At 73.1% G+C, this 19,450-nt stretch carries 19 protein-coding genes and 2 pseudogenes; 12 read left to right on the top strand and 9 right to left on the bottom strand.

The features are described 5' to 3' along the window. Window positions 1–56 precede the first annotated feature (56 nt). Both HNR40_RS23645 and HNR40_RS23640 read left to right on the top strand, forming a co-directional pair. A complete protein-coding gene (locus HNR40_RS23645; protein WP_312896489.1) occupies window positions 57–1,697 on the top strand; it encodes an ABC transporter ATP-binding protein in 1,641 nt (546 codons plus the stop codon). Further along, window positions 1,694–3,406 (top strand): ABC transporter ATP-binding protein, encoded by a 1,713-nt coding sequence (locus HNR40_RS23640; RefSeq protein WP_184964815.1) that lies wholly within the window; start codon window positions 1,694–1,696, stop codon window positions 3,404–3,406. The genes HNR40_RS23645 and HNR40_RS23640 overlap by 4 nt, the downstream gene beginning before the upstream one ends. On the opposite strand, the gene lgt is transcribed toward HNR40_RS23640, so the two are convergent. Next, window positions 3,400–4,200: a prolipoprotein diacylglyceryl transferase gene (gene lgt / locus HNR40_RS23635; RefSeq protein WP_184964813.1), complete on the bottom strand. Its 801-nt coding sequence runs from the start codon at window positions 4,198–4,200 to the stop codon at window positions 3,400–3,402. The genes HNR40_RS23640 and lgt overlap by 7 nt on opposite strands. Window positions 4,201–4,312: 112 nt before the next feature. Here lgt and HNR40_RS23630 point away from each other — a divergent pair, with 112 nt between their 5' ends. Both HNR40_RS23630 and HNR40_RS23625 read left to right on the top strand, forming a co-directional pair. Continuing rightward, on the top strand, window positions 4,313–5,452 hold the full coding sequence (locus tag HNR40_RS23630; protein WP_184964811.1) for a sensor histidine kinase: 1,140 nt from the start codon (window positions 4,313–4,315) through the stop codon (window positions 5,450–5,452). Beyond that, complete coding sequence (locus HNR40_RS23625; RefSeq protein WP_184964809.1) at window positions 5,449–6,090, top strand: response regulator; 642 nt, start codon at window positions 5,449–5,451, stop codon at window positions 6,088–6,090. The genes HNR40_RS23630 and HNR40_RS23625 overlap by 4 nt, the downstream gene beginning before the upstream one ends. Here the strand turns inward: HNR40_RS23625 and HNR40_RS23620 are convergent. Then, window positions 6,071–9,166, bottom strand: a complete 3,096-nt coding sequence (locus tag HNR40_RS23620) for an AfsR/SARP family transcriptional regulator (protein ID WP_184964807.1) — start codon at window positions 9,164–9,166, stop codon at window positions 6,071–6,073. The genes HNR40_RS23625 and HNR40_RS23620 overlap by 20 nt on opposite strands. Before the next feature lie 321 nt (window positions 9,167–9,487). Between HNR40_RS23620 and HNR40_RS23615 the strand changes: the two genes are divergently transcribed. The 3 genes from HNR40_RS23615 to HNR40_RS23605 all read left to right on the top strand — a co-directional run bounded on the left by HNR40_RS23615 (window position 9,488) and on the right by HNR40_RS23605 (window position 11,846). Beyond that, window positions 9,488–9,838, top strand: a complete 351-nt coding sequence (locus tag HNR40_RS23615) for a hypothetical protein (RefSeq protein ID WP_184964805.1) — start codon at window positions 9,488–9,490, stop codon at window positions 9,836–9,838. A 328-nt stretch (window positions 9,839–10,166) separates the two neighbouring features. After that, on the top strand, window positions 10,167–10,835 hold the full coding sequence (locus tag HNR40_RS23610) for a HEAT repeat domain-containing protein (protein ID WP_184964803.1): 669 nt from the start codon (window positions 10,167–10,169) through the stop codon (window positions 10,833–10,835). Window positions 10,836–10,841: 6 nt separating this feature from the next. Then, complete coding sequence (locus HNR40_RS23605; protein ID WP_184964801.1) at window positions 10,842–11,846, top strand: HEAT repeat domain-containing protein; 1,005 nt, start codon at window positions 10,842–10,844, stop codon at window positions 11,844–11,846. A 126-nt stretch (window positions 11,847–11,972) separates the two neighbouring features. Here the strand turns inward: HNR40_RS23605 and HNR40_RS57875 are convergent. Next, window positions 11,973–12,197: pseudogene (locus tag HNR40_RS57875) on the bottom strand (MarR family winged helix-turn-helix transcriptional regulator); the annotation flags it as partial. Window positions 12,198–12,313: 116 nt separating this feature from the next. Between HNR40_RS57875 and HNR40_RS23595 the strand changes: the two are divergent. Beyond that, a pseudogene (locus tag HNR40_RS23595) lies at window positions 12,314–12,517 on the top strand (helix-turn-helix domain-containing protein); the annotation flags it as partial. A gap of 176 nt (window positions 12,518–12,693) precedes the next feature. Here the strand turns inward: HNR40_RS23595 and HNR40_RS23590 are convergent. Genes HNR40_RS23590 through HNR40_RS23575 form a run of 4 tightly spaced genes read right to left on the bottom strand, consistent with a single transcriptional unit; the run spans window position 12,694 to window position 14,291 of the window. Then, window positions 12,694–12,873: a hypothetical protein gene (locus tag HNR40_RS23590; protein ID WP_184964799.1), complete on the bottom strand. Its 180-nt coding sequence runs from the start codon at window positions 12,871–12,873 to the stop codon at window positions 12,694–12,696. 23 nt (window positions 12,874–12,896) lie between these two features. Continuing rightward, window positions 12,897–13,547, bottom strand: coding sequence for a DUF998 domain-containing protein (locus tag HNR40_RS23585; RefSeq protein ID WP_184964797.1), 651 nt, complete (start codon window positions 13,545–13,547; stop codon window positions 12,897–12,899). Continuing rightward, the gene (locus HNR40_RS23580; protein WP_184964795.1) at window positions 13,544–14,095 is read right to left on the bottom strand and encodes a Clp protease N-terminal domain-containing protein; all 552 of its coding nucleotides are present in this window, start codon (window positions 14,093–14,095) and stop codon (window positions 13,544–13,546) included. Before HNR40_RS23580 ends, HNR40_RS23585 begins: the two co-directional genes overlap by 4 nt. Window positions 14,096–14,105: 10 nt before the next feature. Beyond that, window positions 14,106–14,291 carry a hypothetical protein gene (locus HNR40_RS23575; protein ID WP_221340737.1) on the bottom strand — a complete coding sequence of 62 codons (186 nt, stop codon included), beginning with the start codon at window positions 14,289–14,291 and terminating at the stop codon, window positions 14,106–14,108. 161 nt (window positions 14,292–14,452) lie between these two features. On the opposite strand from HNR40_RS23575, the gene HNR40_RS23570 reads away from it, so the two are divergent. Continuing rightward, complete coding sequence (locus HNR40_RS23570) at window positions 14,453–15,568, top strand: S1 family peptidase (protein WP_246509381.1); 1,116 nt, start codon at window positions 14,453–14,455, stop codon at window positions 15,566–15,568. Window positions 15,569–15,658: 90 nt separating this feature from the next. Here HNR40_RS23570 and HNR40_RS23565 read toward each other — a convergent pair whose 3' ends face one another. Both HNR40_RS23565 and HNR40_RS54865 read right to left on the bottom strand, forming a co-directional pair. Next, window positions 15,659–16,021, bottom strand: a complete 363-nt coding sequence (locus HNR40_RS23565; RefSeq protein ID WP_184964792.1) for a GntR family transcriptional regulator — start codon at window positions 16,019–16,021, stop codon at window positions 15,659–15,661. Beyond that, window positions 16,015–16,959 (bottom strand): hypothetical protein, encoded by a 945-nt coding sequence (locus HNR40_RS54865; protein ID WP_184964790.1) that lies wholly within the window; start codon window positions 16,957–16,959, stop codon window positions 16,015–16,017. Before HNR40_RS54865 ends, HNR40_RS23565 begins: the two co-directional genes overlap by 7 nt. A 182-nt stretch (window positions 16,960–17,141) precedes the next feature. On the opposite strand from HNR40_RS54865, the gene HNR40_RS23555 reads away from it, so the two are divergent. The 3 genes from HNR40_RS23555 (at window position 17,142) to HNR40_RS23545 (ending at window position 19,405) form a co-directional block, all read left to right on the top strand. Further along, complete coding sequence (locus HNR40_RS23555) at window positions 17,142–17,333, top strand: cupin domain-containing protein (protein WP_221340735.1); 192 nt, start codon at window positions 17,142–17,144, stop codon at window positions 17,331–17,333. An 84-nt stretch (window positions 17,334–17,417) separates the two neighbouring features. Next, window positions 17,418–18,119 (top strand): tRNA-dependent cyclodipeptide synthase, encoded by a 702-nt coding sequence (locus HNR40_RS23550; protein WP_184964788.1) that lies wholly within the window; start codon window positions 17,418–17,420, stop codon window positions 18,117–18,119. 71 nt (window positions 18,120–18,190) lie between these two features. Then, entirely contained in the window at window positions 18,191–19,405 is a 1,215-nt protein-coding gene (locus HNR40_RS23545; RefSeq protein ID WP_184964786.1) for an MFS transporter, read from the top strand. Window positions 19,406–19,450: the final 45 nt, after the last annotated feature.

Here is a 19,450-nt window from a genome sequence, read left to right as displayed (position 1 = left end):
CTCCCATGTTCAGGTTAGCCTTGCCTAATCTTTGTCGAGTCTTGCGGGAGTGCCACGTGCAGTCAGGTCGGGACGTCCTCTCGAGGGCGATCAGAGGTCAGCGGAGCAGGCTGATCGCGGGTTCGTTGCTCGGAGCCGGGCATCAGGCGGGCGAAGCCCTGGTGCCGGTGCTCGTCGGACTGGCCATCGACCAGGCCGTGGCGGGGGCGAGCTGGAGCCGCCTGCTGGTGTGGCTGGCCGTACTGGCCGTCGTCTACTTCGGGCTGTCGTTCAGCTACCGCTTCGGCGCCCGCGCCGGCGAGCGGGCCGCCACCGAGGCGGCCCACGACCTGCGCTCCGCCATCGTGGCCCGCGTGCTGCACCCGGGCGGAGGCGCCGACCGGGACCGGCTGCCGGGCGAGCTGACCGGGATCGCCACCGAGGACGCCCGCCGGGTCGGCATGGTGCTGCTGGCGGTCCTCACCGGCATCGCCGGGTTCACCGGCCTGGCCGTGGCCAGCGTGGTGCTGCTCACCACGTCCGTGCAGCTCGGGCTGATCGTCCTGGTGGGCACGCCGGCGCTGCTGTGGCTGGGCCACCTGCTCAGCAAGCCGCTGGAGCGCCGCAGCGCGGTCGAGCAGGAAAGCGCCGCGCACGCCTCGGGCGTGGCCGCCGACCTGGTGAGCGGGCTGAGAGTGCTGAAGGGCCTCGGGGCCGAGCAGGCCGCGGTCGAGCGCTACCGGCACACCAGCCGGACCTCGCTGGCCGCCACCCTGCGCGCCGCCCGCGCCGAAGCGCTGCAGAACGGCGTCGTGATCGCGCTCACCGGCGCGTTCATCGCGCTGCTCGCCCTGGCCGGCGGCACGCTCGCCGCCAACGGCACGATCACCCTGGGACAGCTCGTCTCGGCGGTCGGGCTCGCGCTGTTCCTGCAGGGCCCGTTGTACATGCTCGCCTGGGTCAACACCGAGCTCGCGCAGGGCCGCGCCTCCGCCGCCCGCGTGGCCGCGCTGCTGTCGGCCCCGCCCGCGGTCACCGGCACCGGCACCGAGCTGCCCGCGCAGGTCAAGGGCGCGCTACGGCTGCGCGGCGTCACCCACGGCGGCCTGCGCGAGCTGGACCTGGACATCGTCGCCGGCGAACTGGTCGGCGTGGCCGCCACCGACCCGGCCGCCGCCACCGCCCTGCTGCACTGCCTCGGCCGCCACGGCGACCCGGAATCGGGCACGATCGAGCTCGACGGCGTACCCCTGCGCGAGGTCGACCCCGCCCTGCTGCGGCAGGCGGTGCTGGTCGCCGAGCACGACGCCGTCCTGTTCGAGGGAACCGTCGCCGACAACGGCGGCACCCCCGAGGCCCTGGACGCCGCCGGCGCGGCCGACCTGTCGCCCGAGACCCCGGTCGGCGAGCGCGGCGGCTCCCTGTCCGGCGGCCAGCGCCAGCGCGTCGCCCTGGCCAGGGCGCTGGACGCCCGCCGCCCCGTCCTCGTCCTGCACGACCCCACCAGTGCCGTCGACGCCGTCACCGAGGCGCGCATCGCCGAATCCGTCAGGCGGCTGCGCCACGGGCAGACCACCGTCGTGGTGACCACCAGCCCGGCCCTGCTGTCGGCCGCCGACCGCGTCCTGCTTCTGGACGGCGGCCGCGTCGCCGACGACGCCTCCCACGCCGACCTGCTGCAACGCAACGCCGACTACCGCAAGGCGGTGCTGGCGTGAAGGACCTGCTGCCCACCGCCACCCCGGCCCGCGCCCGCGCCGCCGTCCGGGAGATCATCCGCCCGCACCGCGCCGTCGCCGCCGCGGGCTTCGGCCTGCTCATCGTCGCCACCTCCGTCGGCCTGCTCGTCCAGCCTCTCCTCGGGTACGTCGTGGACCTCGTGGCCGGGCGCCAGCCCGCCACCCTGCTCACCACCCCGGTGGCGCTGCTGGTGCTGGTCGGCGTCGTCCAGGGCCTGCTGACCTCCTGGGGACTCGTCCTGGTGGCCAGGTTCGGCGAGACCGCGCTGGCCGAACTGCGCGAACGCTTCGTCGAACGCGCCCTGTCCCTGCCGCTGGAGCGGGTCGAACGCGCCGGCTCCGGCGACCTCACCTCCCGCGTGACCGGCGACGTCGCCCGCGTCGCCGAGGCCGTGCGCTCCGCGCTGCCCGCGCTGGCCCGCTCGCTGCTGTCGATCGTGCTCACCTTGGTGGCGATGGCGGTGCTGGACTGGCGGTTCATGGTCGCCGCGCTGCTGGCCATCCCGGTCCAGCTGCACACCGGGCGCTGGTACGTGCGCAACGCCGTACCCCTGTATGCCGCGCAGCGCGTGGCGACCGGCGAGCAGCAGCAGCAACTCCTCGACACGCTCGCCGGCGCTACCACCGTGCGCTCCCTGCGCGCCGAGGCCGACCACCTGGCGCGGGTCGACGGCCGCTCGCGCGCCGCGGTGGAGCTGACGATGCGCGGCGTGCACCTGATGCTGCGCTTCTACAGCCGCCTGCACATCGGCGAGTACATCGGGCTGGCCGCGGTGCTGGCCGCCGGCGTGCTGCTGGTGGGCGAGGGCGCGGTCACCGTCGGCACGGCCACCGCCGCCGCCCTCTACTTCCTCAACCTGTTCGGGCCGATCAACACCGCGCTGGCCCTGCTGGACGACGCGCAGGCGGCGACCGCGAGCCTGGCCCGGCTGATCGGCGTCGCCGACGTCGCCGCCACCGAAACGCCGAGGCCGGCCCACGGCGACGGCGTCAGCGTGCGCGGCCTGGGCCACGCCTACGAGCCGGGCCGCCCGGTGCTGCACGGCGTCGACCTGGAGATCGAGCCGGGCAAGCGGGTGGCCCTGGTCGGGCCGAGCGGCGCGGGCAAGACCACGCTGGCCAAGATCGTCGCCGGGGTGCACGAGCCGACCACAGGAACGGTACGCGCCCCGGCCGGGATCGCCATGGTCACCCAGGAGGTCCACGTCTTCGCCGGACCCCTCGCCGACGACCTGCGCCTGGCCAGCCCGCAGGCCACCGACGCCGACCTGCGCGCCGCGCTGGCCACGGTCGAGGCGCTGGAGTGGGCCGAGGCGCTGCCCGACGGCCTGGCGACCGTCGTCGGCCAGGGCGGGCACCGGCTCACCGGGGCCCAGCGCCAGCAGCTCGCCCTGGCCCGCCTGGTCCTGACCGACCCCGCCCTGGCGGTGCTCGACGAGGCCACCGCGGAGGCCGGCAGCACGGGCGCGCGTACCTTGGAGCGGGCCGTCGAGCAGGCCATCGACGGCAGGACCGCGCTCATCGTGGCGCACCGCCTCACCCAGGCCGCCAGCGCCGACCGCGTCGTCGTCATGGACGGCGGGCGGGTCGTGGAGGACGGCTCGCACGACGACCTCAGGCAGGCGGGCGGCCGCTACGCCGGGCACTGGGCCGCCTGGACCCGCCACCATGCCCACGACGATCAGTGATGGCGGGGCGCGGGCTTCCTGGTGGCCGCCAAGTAGGCGACCGCGGCGGCGAAGACCAGCAGGGCCGTCCAGTCGTTGAGCCGCAGCCCGGCGATGTGGTAGCTGCGATCGATGCGCAACCACTCGATCCAGGCGCGGCCCGCGGTGTAGGCGGCCGCGTAGAGGGCGAAGGTGCGGCCCCGGTCCAGGTGGAAGCGGCGCTCGGCCCAGATGACGAAGCCGGCCACGCCCAGGCTCCACAGCGACTCGTAGAGGAACGCCGGATGGTAGGTGGGCGTGGACTCCAGGCCGGGCGGCCGGTGGGCGGGGTCGATCTCCAAAGCCCACGGCAGCGTGGTCGGCCTGCCGAACAGCTCCTGGTTGAACCAGTTGCCCCAGCGGGCGATCGCCTGCCCGATCGCGATCCCCGGAGCCAGGGCGTCGGCGAAGTCGCGCAGCGGGATGCCGCGCCGCCTGCAGGCCAACCACACACCCAGCGCGCCACCCGCGAGCGCGCCGAAGATGCTGATCCCGCCCTCCCAGATCGCGAAGACCCGCAGCGGATCCCGGCCGGGGCCGAAGTACGGCTGCCAGTCGGTGGCCACGTGGTAGATCCGCGCCCCGACCAGCCCGAACGGCACGGCCCACGTGGCGATGTCGCCCACCGCGCCGGGATCGCCGCCGCGGGCGGCCCAGCGGCGCCGGGTCAGCCAGGCGCCGGCGAGGATGGCCAGGACCATCAGCAGGGCGTACGCGCGGATCGGGATCGGGCCCAGATGCCAGACGGCCTGGGACGGGCTGGGGATGGCTGTCACGCCGTCGAGTCTGGTTCCGCCACCGCCGCGCCCGCATCGAGCGGTGCGCCGATTGTGCGATCAGTCGACTGGTTGATGTGGATCGGACGGACGACTGATTATCGTCAGCGGTGTGGAGTCCTGGGAGCGGTCGCGGCGCCGGTGGCAGCACGCCTTTTTCGTCTCGTGGCTGGTGCTGACCTCGGCCGGACCGGTGATCGAGGGCGGCCGGGTCCTGCCGGTGGTGCTGGTGGCCGGGCTGGCCGCCTGGTACGCGGTGTGGTTCGTGCTGCGCACGCCGCAGCCGGGTGACGTGCCGCTGCCGTACGTGCTGGGCGGCGGGTTGCTGTGGCTGGGGCTGTTCGCGGTCGACTCCTCCTTCCTGGTGGTCGGGCTGAGCGTGCTGGCGCCGTACTGCATGGACGCGGTGCGGGTCGGGCTGGTCGCGGTGGTGTCGTGCGCCGGGGGCTGGTTGTGGCACCGCTACCACTTGACCGGGTCGATCGCCTGGACCGAGGTCGTCATCAGCGCGCTGATCGCGATCAGCGCGGGCGCCGCGGTCGGCTACTTCCACTCCGTGGCCCAGCAGAGCGCCGAACGCAAGCGGCTCATCGACGAGCTGCAGGCGGCGCAGGAGGCGCGGGCCGCGGCGGAACGAGAGGCGGGCGTGGCGGCCGAGCGGCAGCGGCTGGCCAGGGACATCCACGACAGCCTCACCCAGGGCTTCGCCAGCGTGGTGATGCTGCTGGAGGCGGCCCAGGCCACCCTTCCCGACAACAAACACCTCACCCAGGCATTACGGGTGACCAGGGAGAACCTCGCGGAAAGCCGCCGCGTGGTGGGGGCGCTGCGGCCGGGCGACCTCGACGAGTGCGGCCTGCCGGAGGCCCTGCGGCGATTGTCCGGCCGGCTGTCCGACGAGACCGGCGTCGAGGCGCACACCGTGATCACCGGTACGCTCCGGCCACTGGAGGCCCACGTCCAGGCGGAGCTGCTGCGCGTGGCCCAGGAAGCCGTGGCCAACGCCCGCCGCCACGCCGCCGCCGATCAGGTCACGCTGACCCTGTCGTACATGGAGGACCTGGTGGTGCTGGACGTCCACGACGACGGCGGCGGCTTCGATCCCGAGCGGGCCGCCTCCGGACACGGCCTGTCGATCATGCGGGAGCGGATGGAGCAGCTCGGCGGCACGCTGCTCGTGGAGAGCGCGCCCGGAGCGGGCGCCACGGTCGTGGCCGGCGTCCCGGTCGCGGTGCTGAGCGGGGCGCGATGACCGTCCGCGTCCTGATCGCCGACGACCATCCGGTGGTGCGCGACGGCATCCGGGCCATGCTCGGCACCCAGGACGACCTGGAGGTCGTCGGCGAGGCCGTGTCCGGCACGGACGCGGTACGGCTGGCGCGCGACCTGAGCCCCGACGTCACCCTGATGGACCTGCAGATGCCCGAGATCGACGGCGCGACCGCGATCACCCGCATCCGCGCGCACGACCCCGCCGCCAAGGTGATCGTCCTCACCACCTACGACACCGACAGCGACATCTCCCGCGCCATCGACGCCGGAGCCATCGGCTACCTGCTCAAGGACACCCGCCGCGAGCAGCTGTTCGACGCGATCCGGGCGGCGGCGCGAGGAGAGAGCGCGCTGTCGCCGGCGATCGCCACCCGGGTGCTGTCGTGGGCGCGGGCCGACGCGCCCGACGCCCTCAGCGGCCGCGAGATCGAGGTCCTGGGCGCCGTCGCCCAGGGGATGAGCAACAAGGCCATCGCCGCCCACCTGTGCATCAGCGAGGCCACGGTCAAGACCCACCTCCTGCACATCTTCGCCAAGCTCGGCGTCGACGACCGCACCGCCGCGGTGACCGTCGCCGCCTCCCGCGGCATCATCCGGCTCAGCGGCCAGACCTCATGACGGCGTCGATCGCCTCGTCCCGCCGCAGGCCCGCGCCCCGCCGGTAGGCCCGGTCATAGCCGGTACGGCCGAGCCGCTCCACCAGGCCGGCCGCGAGCGCGCCCAGTTCCACATCGCCTCGGTCGAAGGCGCCGCGGATCACCTCGCTCATCCCGAGCGCGGCCGCCGCGCCCGCCGGATCGCCCTCCAGCGACAGCAGCCGGGCCAGGAGCTCGGCGGCCGGGGCGAGGTCCATGTTCGCCTCGGCCGCCCGGACGGCCTTCGGCAGCATCGCCCGCGCCCGCGCGGCGTCACCCGCCGTGAGAAGGTTCGCCATTCTGGCGGGCAGCAGCAGGCTCTCGCTCGTCCCGGCGGGCAGGGACCACTCGCGGGCTACCCGCTCCAGCCGGTCGAGTTCCTGATCGGCCCGGCCGGGTTCGCCGCGGCGGCGGTGCCACTCCGCCGCGCAGGCGTGAACCTGGATCTCCAGCATCGGCCGGCCACGGTCCATGGCCGCCCGGCGCGCGGTTTCGAGGTCGTCCCCCTCCAGATCGCCGGCGCGCATGCGCTGCGTGGCGAGCCCGAGCCGGGCGGAGATCTCCTCCTGCCAGGCGAGGCCGCCGCTGATCGAGATGCCGCGCTCGAAGTCGGCGACCGCGTCGTCGGGCCGGCCCTCGATGCCGTGGATCTGGGCGGTGCCGTTCAGCATCATCGCGGTCCACCACCCGTCGCCCGCCTCCTCGAACGCGCGCAAGGCCCGCGCCGCCGCGCTCGCCCCGCCCGCCCAGTCTCCCCGGGTACGGCAGCGCAGCGCCTCGACCAGGTGGGTGTGCGCGACGGCCCAGGCGTCGGAGCCGTCCCTGACCCGGGCGATCTCCCGATCGACCAGGTCGTCCAGCCCGGCCATGAAGGCCGCCGTCAGCGTCATGGCCAGCAGCATCGGATAGCGTCGCAGCGCGCCCGTGCGCACGCAGTCCTCGACCGCGGCCCGTATCCGCCCGGCGTCCGCTTCACCGGACAGCAGGTGGATCGTGGTGAACGCGGCCCCGGCAGCGGGCGGCAGCGCGTCGCCGAACTCCAGCACCCTGGCCACGTAGACGTCGGCCCGGCCGTCATATCGCTGCATGTCCCAGTACCAGTACAGCGGGCCGAGGATCCCGGCCGCCGCCTCGGCGTCGCCGTCCTCGACGGCCGTCTGGAGTGCGTAGACGAGATTGTCGTGCTCGAACTCGAACAACCGCAGCGACTCCGCCTGCCCCTGCCCGCGCAGCAGCGGCTCGTGCCGCTCGGCCAGCCCGGCGTAGTGGCGCTTGAGCCTGCGCCGTACGGCTTCGCGCTCCTCGGACCGGAGCTCGCCGGCGGCGTAGGCCCGGATGGTTTCCAGCATCCGGTAGCCGTCGCCGGCTCGCTCCACGATGGACTTGTCGACCAGCGAATCCAGCAGGTAGGCGGCGTCTGCCTCGCACACGGCTTCGATCTGCGCGAGCCCGGCTTTGGCCGGAAATATCGACATTCGGCGGGCGAGGGTCCGTTCCTGGTCGGTGAGGAGGTCCCAGCTCCAGTCGATGACCGCGCGGAGTGTCCGCTGTCTCGGCTGGGCCGTTCTGTTGCCGGTGCCGAGCAGCCGGAAGCGGTCGTCCAGGCGCCGGGCGAGCTCGGCCGCGTCCATCGTGCGCAGCCGGGCCGCGGCCAGTTCCAGGGCGAGGGGCAGGCCGTCCAGCCTGCGCACGATGTCGACCACGGGGCCCGCCGTCGACTCGTCCAGCGCGAAGCCGGGGTGCACCGCGGCCGCCCGATCGAGGAACAGCCGCACCGCGCCCGCCCGCGCGGCGCGGACCGGATCGGCGTGCGCCGGGGGCAGGGCGAGCGGGGCCAGGCGGCACAGCGCCTCACCCATGACCTCCAGCGGCTCCCGGCTCGTGGTGAGGATGGTCAGGTTCGGCAGGCGTTCGAGCAGCTGCCCGGCGAAGGCGGCCGCCGCTTCGGAGATCTGTTCGCAGTTGTCCAGCACCAGCACGCCTTCGCCACCGGCCAGCAGGGTGACCGTCCGGTCGAGCGGGGTCCCCGGCGGCAGGGCCTCGGCCGGGGTGACCGTGCCCAGCACCGCCTCGGGCAGCCCGGCCGGGGTGTCCACTCCGGCCAGGGGGACGAGCCAGACACGGCCGCGCCGATGCGCCCGATGCCGGCTCACCGCCTCTACCGCCAGCCGGGTCTTGCCCACCCCTCCCGGACCGACCACGGTGACCAGCCGTGAGCCCTCCAGCAGGGTGGCGAGCAGGTTCAGCTCCTCCTCACGGCCGACGAAGCCGGTCAGCGCGGACGGCAGCCGGCCCGGCGTCGCCCGCGAGCGCCGCGACGGCCCGCTCTCGCCGCGCAACACCGCCAGATGCGCCCCACGCAGCTCCTCGGAGGGGTCGATGCCCAGTTCGTCCGCGAGCGTGCGGCGCACCTGCTCATACAGCGCCAGCGCCTCGGCCTGGCGACCGGCCGCGTGCAAAGCCCGCATCCGCAGTACGGCCAGCCGCTCGCGCAGCGGATGCGCCGCTGCCGCCGCCTCCAGCTCGGCCAGGATCTCGCCGTGGTTGCCCAGCAGCAGCTCCGCCTCGAACCGGTCCTCGGTGGCCGTGGCACGCAGTTCCTCCAGGCGGGCGGCAGCCGTACCGGCGAAAGGGAGGTCGAGCACGTCGGCCAGCGCGTCACCGCGCCACAACCCCAGCGCCGCGCCCAGCAGCGCGGCGGCCTCACCCCCGGCGCCGGCGGCCAGCTCGCCGCGCCCGCGCCTGGCCAGGTCCTCGAACCGGTTGGCGTCGACGTCCTCGGCCGGTACACGCAGACGGTAGCCGCCGGACGCCAGCTCGACGACCTCGCCGTCACCCAGCGCCCGCCGCAGCCGGTACACCAGCGCGTGCAGCGCCCTGGCACTCTCCCGCGGCGGGAGCTCGCCCCACAGCCCGTCGACGAGCGCATCGACCGGCACCACCTCGCCACCGGCCAGCGTCAGCCTGGCCAGCAGCGCACGGACCCTGGTCCCGCCGACGTCGATCGGCGCCCCGCCGTCACTGTAGGCCCGGACCGGCCCCAGCACCTCGATCCGCATGGCCACCAGCCTAGGAGGACTCCCGCCCACAGCGACCACGAGCCCTGTCATCGCCGGACGGTCGTCTTTCACACCGACACGGAGGCGAAGAGCTGGACCTCATCTTCAAGATCGCCGAAGCGGAGCTGGGTGTGTAAGCGCTTAAGCTGAACGATTGGTGAGCATTTGGTGGCTCCCGGTGACACCCAACCTCGCCTTGCGCGCATTTCTGGAGCGGAGCACACTCGGATCGTCGGCGCATCGTTGCTCGGGGGTGATCCTGTGCACGAGGAGTTCAGCAGCCAAGAGATCTGGTCCTTCGGCTGTCACCGGTGTCAGCACATGTGGGAACAGCGCTACAGCGTACGGACGGTCTCCGACGATCACCACGGCGGGGAGATCCGCGTGTGGAAACGCGGCTCGGCGACCGTTCAGCCGCCCTGGGTGAGCGTGAGTTGTCCCGAGTGCGGGGCCTTTCAGGTGACCTGCCTGCCGTACGGGTTCCTGTCCCGCCATCCCGAGCTCACCGCGGCCCCCGAACCGCGGCCGCTGCAGCTCACTCCCCCCGCCGCTCCGAAAGCCGCGCCCGCCGTGTGGCCGACCCGGCTGCTGGCGGCGCTCGGCCTGCCCGTGCTGGTGTTCGTGGGCTACGAACTCTGGCACAACCTGGTCGCGCTCAGCCCCTCGCACTGAGCGAGCACTGAGACGAGGCTGTCGGATCGCATTCGGTGGAACGCCGCGGAACCTACACCCACACCCGCACGTCGGTTGACCGGCACCTCGCCCTCCAGGTTGGCCACCAACGCCCCAGCCGTGAGCGCCGGATCCGTGGGGGTGTGCTGCGAAAGTCACCCCCTTAGGGTGTCGGCAGCCGCCGCCGTGGCGCTGAAACCCGCAGCTCAGCCCCGCCTTCTTCGTCGCCCGGAGCATGGTGGCGGGCCCGGTGGGGAACGGTGCGGTGGAGGACGCTTGACCTTGACACAGTGACAAGGTCTTCACTGTTGCCGAGGAGGTGGTCCCGATGACCATGCAGAACCAGGACACGGATGCGATGCGCGCCTTCCACGCGCTGGAGGACGGCAGCTCGTCCGTACGGCTGCGCGCGGCGATGGCGGTCGGCACGACCCCCGACCCGCGGTTCGTCGACAAGCTCGTCGAAAGGTCCGCGGTCGAGCCCGAGTTCTACGTACGCGACATGCTGACCTGGGCGCTCACCCGCCACCCGGCGTCCATGACGGTCCCGGAGCTGGTCAAGGAACTGCGCTCGGCGCGTACGCAGGCACGCAGCCAGGCGCTGCACACGCTCTCCAAGATCGGGGACCCGCGGGCGTGGCCGGCGATCACCCGGGCGCTGCTGACCGACGCCGACGACGAGGTGGCGCGCAGCGCGTGGCGGGCCGCGGTCGTGCTCGTGCCGTCGGGCGAGGAGCCCGAGCTGGCCGGGGTGCTGGCGACCCAGCTCGGCCGCGGCGAGCGCGAGACGCAGCTCAGCCTCAGCCGGGCGCTCGTCGCGCTCGGCGAGGCGATGGCGCCCGCGCTGCGCGCCGCGACGACACACCCCGACCCGCGCGTACGCGCGCACGCCATCGCCACGGAACGGCTGGCGCGCGATCCGGATGCCGGATTCGCGTTCGCGATCGAGGAGGCCAAGCGCGTCGTGGCCCTCGGCGGCGCCGGCAAGGAGGAGTGACGGGCCGTGCTGATCGGTGACGTGGCGCGACGGTCCGGGGTGAGCGCCCGCATGCTCAGGCACTACGACGCGCTCGGTCTCGTGCGGCCGACCGGGCGTAGCCACGCCGGCTACCGGGAGTACTCCAGCAAGGACATCCAGCGGATCTTCCACATCGAGAGCCTGCGCTCGCTGGGGTTGTCGCTGCGCGAGGTGAGACGCGCGCTCGAAGATCCGTCCTTCACGCCCGCCGAACTCGTCGCCGACCTCATCCGCCAGACGCGAGAACGCATCGCGGCCGAGACGGAACTGCTCACGCGCCTGCGCCGGATCGACGCCGTGGAACCCAGCGGCTGGGAGGACGTCTTCCAGATCGTCGCACTCCTGCAGGCGCTGGGCTCCAAGAGCGCCGGCAAACGCCAGAGCGCGGCGCTGTCCTCGGTCGACGACGTTCCGCTGCCGGTGGAAGCGCTGGTCGAGGCGGCGCTGAGCGAGTCGGACCCGAACGTCGCCGGAGCCCTCCGCTGGGCTCTGGCGCAGTCGGGCGAGGAATCGCTGGCCCTGCTGGCGGAGGGCCTCGGTTCACCGGCGGCCGAGGTGCGCGCCCGCGCCGTACAGTCGATCGCGGAAATGCCGAACGACGGCGCGACCACCCTGCTGCGTGAGGCCCTCACCACCCCCGACCTCGTGGTACGCAGGCACGCGGCCCTGGCACTCGGCGTCCGCGGAGTAGCCGACGCGGTCCCGACGCTCATCGACATGGTCGTCGAGGGGACGAACGACGTCGACGCCGCCGACGCCCTGAGCGCCCTGGCGACCCGCCCCGCGTCGGCGAAACGCATCGCCACCAAGCTCGCCGACCGCCTCGCCGAAGACGGCGTCGAACCGCCGGCACGTCGCCGCCTGACACAGGCGCTCGCCGACATCCCGGGCCCCACCGCGTCCAAGGCCCTCACGGACCTGTCCCACGACGAGGACCGTGAGGTAGCCCTGACCGCCACCTACATCCTCGGCCTGCGCGCCGCACGCTGACTGTGCTCTTCCCGGACAAGGCCATGCCGGATCACCCCGCACCGGCGATCTTGAGGGAGTCGCGGTCGACGTCCCGCGTCTGCTGGAGGCGCGCCACACCGGGCGGCGCAGCCGGGCCCGGCGGTCGTCTGGGTCGGTGGTCCTGGCGACGAGGCCGTCGGACTCCAGGGCGTCGACCAGCGGGGTCACCGCCCGGCCGCTGACGCCGAGCACGTCGGCGAGGTCGCGCATCCTGCTGCCCGGCCGGTGATGCAGGGTCGTCAGCAGGCGCACCCTCGCGGGTGACAGCCCGTGCTCGCCGAACCTGGCCCGCCCCCGCTGCGAGAAGGCGCGGGCGGCGGCCTGCAGCAACTCGCCCAGCTGTACTTGGCCGAGATCTTGGTGACACGTGGTCGTAGGTTATTGATCATGAAGAAGACCTCCGGGCGTAGTGGAGTTTGCCGCTTCACCCACGCACGGAGGTCTTGATGGCACACGCTAACGCCCGGCTGACGTTTCACGGCAGATGCTCGCTGGTTCGCCGTGTCGTGTTCGATGGCCGCCCGGTCGCTCATGTCGCCGCGGAGCTGGGCGTCTCGCGGCAGTGCGGGCACCGGTGGGTGCGCCGCTATCGCGAAGAAGGCTGGGACGGGCTGCGTGAGCGGCGCAGCGGCCGGTATCCACGCGTGCCCAAGCTCATGCTGCGGGTGATGGGCAAGGAGGCGCGGATGCTGTTCTGGTTCGGCGAGTCCGGATACCAGGCCGACATCCCCGCCCTGCGGGACCTGCATCCCGGCCTGCTGACCCTCCAGGCCTGGCTCGCCGCACACCACGAGCGGGAGGCGGCATGATCCTCGTCGCCGGCGGCTCAGGAATCCGCCGCGGAGCCCATCAGAAGCCCTTCGCCGAACGGGACGCCGGACAGCGCCGGTTCGGTGGAGAACTCCGCCCAGGTCAGTGTTACCCGCTTTCCGGCCATCACCAGCACAGGGACCGAGCGCAGCGCCGGGCCGTGGCGTGGAGTGGGCCAGTCGACGCACGGCTCCACGGTGTCGAGTGCGGGGTGGGGGGTCAGGAGGAGGGAGGCCGGAGATCCGCGAACGTGCCGGTTCGCGCGGGCCGCGGGCCGCTCTGACGAAGGGTCACGGCGAGGGCGGTGATCCAGGCCCACGCGGTGGTGATCGCCGCCCGCTGGAACAGCCCCGCCACCTCGACCAGCGAGGGGTCCTGCTGGAAGCCCAGACCGGCCAGAATCCAGAGCGCGGGGAACACCGCCGCCGTGACGAGCGAATAGACCGTCCACGCGCGCCCGAATCGGCGGGCCAGGACGAGGCAGGCGATCGGCAGGGCCACCAGGGTGGGAATGGCGAACAGGTCGTGCAGCAGCCCGGAGGTGGTGTAGTCGGACAGCGGGGGAGTGCCGGGCGGGTAGCCGCCGACCGGGTCGGTGATGAAGACCCCGGCGCCGACGAGGCTGAGCCCCCAGACGCCGAGCAGCAGGCGCCCCCACAGGCCGGTCAGCGCGACGGCGAGGGCGACCACGAGCAGGCCGCAGCCGATGAAGCTGGCGGACTGCACCCATCCGTACGGCCCCAGCGCGAGTGAGCTGACCGGATGCCGGAGCGGGTCGTAGCCCGCCAGGACGGCGCCCTGGAGCAGGAACGAGGCGACGAACACCGGGCCGGCGACGACTCCGCAGCCCAGCAGCGCTCTGGTGTTCACGTCGTCTCGCCCGCGTCACGCCGTACCCCGTCATAGGTCACCCCGCGCCCGGCCAGCACGGCCGCCAGCGGCGGGGACACCCCCAGCCGGAGCAGCGCGAGCAGCAGGTGCGGGGTGCCGATCTCGCGCGCGCCCAGCGCCTTGGCCTCGCGCAGGCTGATCTCCAGGACCTTCTTGGCCTGTGGACTGTACGGCCCGCCGACCCGGCCGGGCTTGCGGGAAGGCGGCGAGTCCGGCTGGTCGAGCGAGCCGGGCCCGAAGGTCTCCTCGATGCGGCGGAAGACCTGTTCGACGTCGATGCCGACCGAGCCGAGCGCGTCGGCCTCGTCGTCGGTGAGCCCGGCGCGCAGCCGGGGGCCGCGGGCGGCCTCGGCCAGGTCGTCGGCGGTGACGCCGTGGCCGGTGAGAATGTCGGCGCCCGCACCGCCCGCCCGGGACAGGGCGAGCAGCAGGTGGTCGGGCTCGGCCTTGGCCGCGCCCGACTCCGCGGCCATGCTCGCCGCGGCGAGCACGCTCTGGCGCGCGTCGGGGGTGAACCTTTCGAACATCGTGCGGCTCCTAGTCCTGTGTCCGCTGGGCGAGCTTCTGGTGTACGGCCTGCCGGGTGACGCCCAGTGCGTCGGCGATCGCCTGCCAGGACCATCCGCGCTGCCTGGCGTTGCGCACGTGCAGCGCTTCCAGATGGTCGGCGAGTTTGCGCAGGGCCACCACGGCCTTCAGCCCCACTGCGGGATCGTCGTTCATGCTGTCAAGATATATTGACACTCCCAGAATGTCAATATATCTTGACATGATCCTTAACGGCACCTCAAGGGACGCTCATAACGCGATGAAGGGGTCTCTTTGGGACTGCGAAGTCCGAAGATCAGCGGCTAGCTTGACACCACCCCCCGAAAGGAGTGGAAATGTCGAGTAAAACCGTACTCGTCAGTACCACCATCGCCGCGATCTGCTTAGCGGGCCTGGCCACCGCCGCCCAAGCAGACCCCCCGTCCGCAGCCCCCGAGCAGGCCCCGCCGGCCATGGTCGACGCCATGGAGCGGGACCTCGGCCTCACCGAACAGCAGGTGCACACCCGCCTCGCCAACGAGCAGCGCGCCGCCGCGGCGGAGGCGAAGCTCTCCACCCAGCTCGGCGCCAGCTACGCGGGCGCCTGGCTGAACGCCGACGCGTCCACGCTGAACGTCGCCACCACCGACCAGGCGGCGACCGCGTCGATCGAAGCCCAGGGCGCGCAGCCGGTCGTCGTCTCCCGCACCCTGGCCCAGCTCAACGCCGTCAAGGACCAGCTCGACCGGGCCGCCTCCGGACGGGCGAGCCTCTGGTACGTCGACGTCAGCACCAACACCGTCATCGTCGCCGCCCCCACCCAGCGGGCCGCCGACGCGTTCGTCACCCGGGCCGGCGTCGACAGAAGCGCCGTCCAGATCACCACGTCGGCGGAGAGTCCCCAGCCGTTCATCAACATCGTCGGCGGCGCCGCGTACTACATCGGCTCCGGCACCCGCTGCTCGATCGGCTTCTCCGTCACCCGAGGCGCCACCCCCGGCTTCGTGACCGCCGGCCACTGCGGCCGTACCGGCGCGCGCACCACCCAGCCGACCGGCACCTTCCAGGGCTCGTCCTTCCCCGGCAACGACTACGCGTGGGTCGCCGCCCCCGGCAACACCGTCCGTCCGTGGGTACGCGGCTCCGGCGGCCAGAACGTCATCGTCCGCGGCTCCACCCAGGCCTCGGTCGGTTCCTCGATCTGCCGCTCCGGCTCCACCACGGGATGGCGCTGCGGCACCATCCAGCAGCACAACGCCTCCGTCCGCTACCCCGAAGGCACCATCACCGGCCTGACCCGCACCAGCGCGTGCGCCCAGCCCGGTGACTCCGGCGGCTCGTTCATCTCCGGCAGCCAGGCCCAGGGCGTCACCTCCGGCGGCTCGGGCAACTGCACCAGCGGAGGCACGACCTACCACCAGCCGGTCAACGAGATCCTGCAGACCTACGGCCTGACGCTCGTCACCGGATAAGCCACCTCCCGGCCCTGGGCAGGCTCGCCCCCCACCTGCCCGGGCCACCCGCGTGCCCGGCGCCCCACCGCGCCGGGCACGGCGGGGTGATCAGGGAAGGTCGCGCAGCGCGGCCTGGGCGGCGGCCATGGCCTGCTCGTCGCTCGCGCCGGCCTGCCGGGCGGTGGCGGCGAACTCCCGTGCGGCGGCCTCCAGGCGAAGGCGCAACCGGTCGGTGGTGCCCGAGATGACCGCGGTGCGGCCCCGGCGCAGCTCCACCAGCCCTTCGTCGCGCAGTTGCTGGTAGCCGCGCAGCACGGTGTGCAGGTTGATGCCCAGGCTGGCGGCCACGTTGCGGGCCGAGGGCAGCCGGTCGCCCGGCGCCGCCGTACCGTCGGCCAGAGCGGTGCGCACCGCGCCCGCGACCTGGTCCGACAGCGGCTGGGCCGAGGCGAAGTCCACGGTGATCAGCACGAGCCCGCCCGCAACCGGTGCAGCCAGCCGTTGACCAGCGCGGCCGCGGTGCCGGCCTGGCTCGTGGAGTAGGCCAGGCGGCGGTCGTCGGCCAGCGACACCACCAGCACCGGGCCCTTGCCGGACAGCGCGCCCCATCCCCAGCCGCCGTCGTCCAGCTTGTAGCGGCCCTTGGGCGGCTCGCTCATCACGTCGGCGTGCCGGACGCGGGTCCACGGCACCGTGCGCCGTAGTCCGACCCACGGCAGCGTCACGCTGAGGCCGCCGGCGTCGATCTGCAGCCGGGTACGCGCCTGCGCGGCCTCGAACACGGCCCACAGAATCAGCGGCCAGAAGCCGAGCCACAGCGCCAGGCCGACCAGCATCGCACCGGTCACGAGCCGGCGCGCCGACCACGACCGGGTCACGAACATCACCCGCTGCGCCGCCCCGATCGGCATGCTCCGCAACCACGGCGGCGGAACCGCGTCGGTCTCCGGATGGCGCGGCAGCGGCCCGCCCACCGCCCAGCCCAGCGCGAAGGCGGCCGCCGTGCCCGCGACCTGCGCGGCCATCGGCCAGCCCGGCCGCACCTCCCCGCCGAACGCCGGGGTCAGCCCCAGGGCCCACAGCGTGTACGCCACCGGGATGAGCAGGCCGACCGTCCAGCCGAGCGCCACCACGAGGCGCTGACCCAGCGGCACGTGCCAGTACGAGAGGAACGCCACGACCAGCAGCGCCTGGGCCCACATCATCATCCCGAAGACCGGCTGCGCCGACCATTCCTGCCAGGTGAAGCCGATCCGGGTGGCGAACGACCAGGAGTGCACGGTGACCCTCTCGGGCAGGCGCTCGCCCACTGTGGCGACCAGCAGCATCGGCACGAGCACCACGAGCGGCGGGCCAAGAGCGGCGAGAACCAGGCGGCGTACGCGCCCCTGGGCGGCATAGTCGGACATGGCCACCTCCAACTGTTTGCCTATGACTATAACACTTGTAACAGTTGGCGCGAAGAGGTTCAGGCAGACGCCTCGGTGAGAGTCGCCAGCACGGCGGTGATGGCGGGCGGGTCGCCGCAGGTGACGGCGTAGAGCCGGCCGCGGACGGATCGGGTGGAGCCCTGACTCCGGCCGGTGAGCAGGTGTGGGAGCGCGGCGACGTCACCGTGTGCTGTACGACCGACGACGACGTGCACGCCGTCACCGCCGTCGGTGACGAGCCGACCGTGGGGATCCACGTGTACGGCGGCAACACCGGCACGATGAACCGGCGGATGTACGACCCGGCCACCGGCGCGGTCCGCTGGTTCGTCTCCGGCTGGGACAGCCCCTGAGCGACCACGGCCGGAAGCGCGAGGGCCGTGATCTTTGCCGCCCGCTGATCATCAGCGCCCGGCGCGCGGGGAAGACACGGAGAGATGAACCATCTCGCGGGAACCCCGCTCGTCGACGTCGAGCCGTGCAGTGCCCGTTGTGCCCGGATCCTGGCCGGGCGGGAGCACATCACGTTGCTGGTCAGCCCGGGAAACCCCTACTTCTCGGCCGCCCGGCTGGCGGCGACGTTCCGATGGGCGGTTCAGGCGGTCAAAAGGGTCGACGTGCTGGTCTCCGACCTGGAGATGACCGCAGCGACCTATCTCGCCCGCGGCCGCCCGGAACATCACGCCTACCGCAGGGCCCGCGCCGACATCAGCCAGATGGCGGCCAGGATCCGGCGCGCCCGCGACACCGCCGGCCTGCCGGGCCTGCGCGTCAGCGAGTTCGCCGAGTGGGCGGGCACCGCCGAGTACCGTCGCGGGCTGGCCTACGCTCGTCAGGCCATCGCCGACCCGGACTACGGGCCGCTCCTGCGCGCCGGTACGCGGGACGCGCTCATGGCCAGGATGCCCCAGGACTGGGAGCCCACCCCGCGGCAGATCGACATCGGCCTGGTGCACAGCGAGAAGACGCTGCCGTTCATCGTCAACGCGGTCGGGATCCTCGGCGTGAGCGAAACGGTCACGGCTTACAGCCGCCCCACACCGGACACCCGGTACTTCTTCCTCGATGGCGCGAAATTTCGTGCCTTTCCCGGCCAGGGATACATCGCGCTGCGCGTCCGGGAACCCGGGTGTGCCTAGGACCAACGACCTAGCGCGCACGGGCACAAAGGCTGATCCGCCGGACAGGTGATCTCGTGAGACTGGCCCGCATGCCTGTCACGTCTTCCGCACGTGTCCGGGGCGAGCGGGCGTTCCTGACGGGGATGTCCGTCGACGCGCTGGGCAGCGGCCTCTACGTCCCGCTCACGCTGCTGTTCATCCACGAGGTCACCGGCCTGTCCATGGCCGTGGTCGGTCTCGGCGTGACGGTGGCGGCCGCGGCCGGGCTGACCGCCAACCCGGTCGCGGGCATCCTGATCGACCGTTTCGACGCGCGCAGCGTGCTGGTGGGAACGTACGTGCTGCGCGCGCTGGCGTTCGCCGCCTACCCGGTCGTGGACGGGTTCACCGCGTTGATCATCGTCGCGGCGCTGGTCGCGGTGGGGGACCGGGCCTACTATCCGGCCTCGGCCAGCTACGTCGCGGTCCTGGCCGACGGGGCGCGGCGCGACCGGCTCTACGCGCTCATGGCCACCGCCCGCAACGTCGCCTTCGGCCTGGGCGGGCTGCTGTCGGCCGGGGCGGTCTCGCTGGCCGGTGGCGTCGGGTTCACGGTCATCGCGGTGGTGAACGCGGTCAGTTTCGTGGTGGCTTCTACCTGTCTGATCCTCTCGGGGCCACGGGTGCAGGCGGCCGGGGACGCCGGTCCGCGCGGCGGCTACCGGCAGGTCCTGGGCGATCGGCCGTTCATCGCGCTGGTGGGGGCGGAGCAGGCGTTCACGCTCGCGCACATGATCCTTCCTGTCGCGCTGCCGATCTACGCGGTCACGGTGCTCGGGGCTCCGGCCGCCGTGCTCGGGGTGCTTTACGCGCTCAACACCTTTCTGGTGGCCTCGGGGCAGTTGCCGGTCCGGCGGCTGCAGCGGGCGGCCCGCCGTACGCACTCGCTGGCTTTGGGCGGGGCGGTGCTCATCGCGGCGTGCGGCGCCTACGCCGCGGCGGCGCTGCTGCCACCGGGGCCGGTGCGGATCGGCGGGCTCGTCGCGGCCACGCTCATCCTCACCGTGGGCGAACTCATGCACACCGTCCCCTCCTGGGCGCTGGCCGCCGGCGCCGCGCCGCCCGCGATGCGCGGGCGCTACCTGGCGATCTACCAGCTGACCTGGGCGGTCGCCGCCGTCGTCGCGCCGGCCGGGTTCTCGGCGCTGCTCACCTCGGCGCCGCCGCTGCTGTGGGCGACGCTCGGCGTGCTGCTGGCCGCGGCCGCGCTCACGGTGGTACGGCTCGCCCGCCGCCTGCCCGCCGAAGCGGTCATGGCCGCGTGATCATCTGGGCATCCATACCGTCCACGGGGAGGCCCAAGCGGCGGG

The sequence above is a fragment of the Nonomuraea endophytica genome (assembly GCF_014203235.1).
Taxonomy (GTDB): Bacteria; Actinomycetota; Actinomycetes; order Streptosporangiales; family Streptosporangiaceae; genus Nonomuraea; species Nonomuraea endophytica.
The sequence above is the reverse complement of the archived record's forward strand: the minus strand, read 5'-3'. Positions and strand labels throughout refer to the sequence as shown.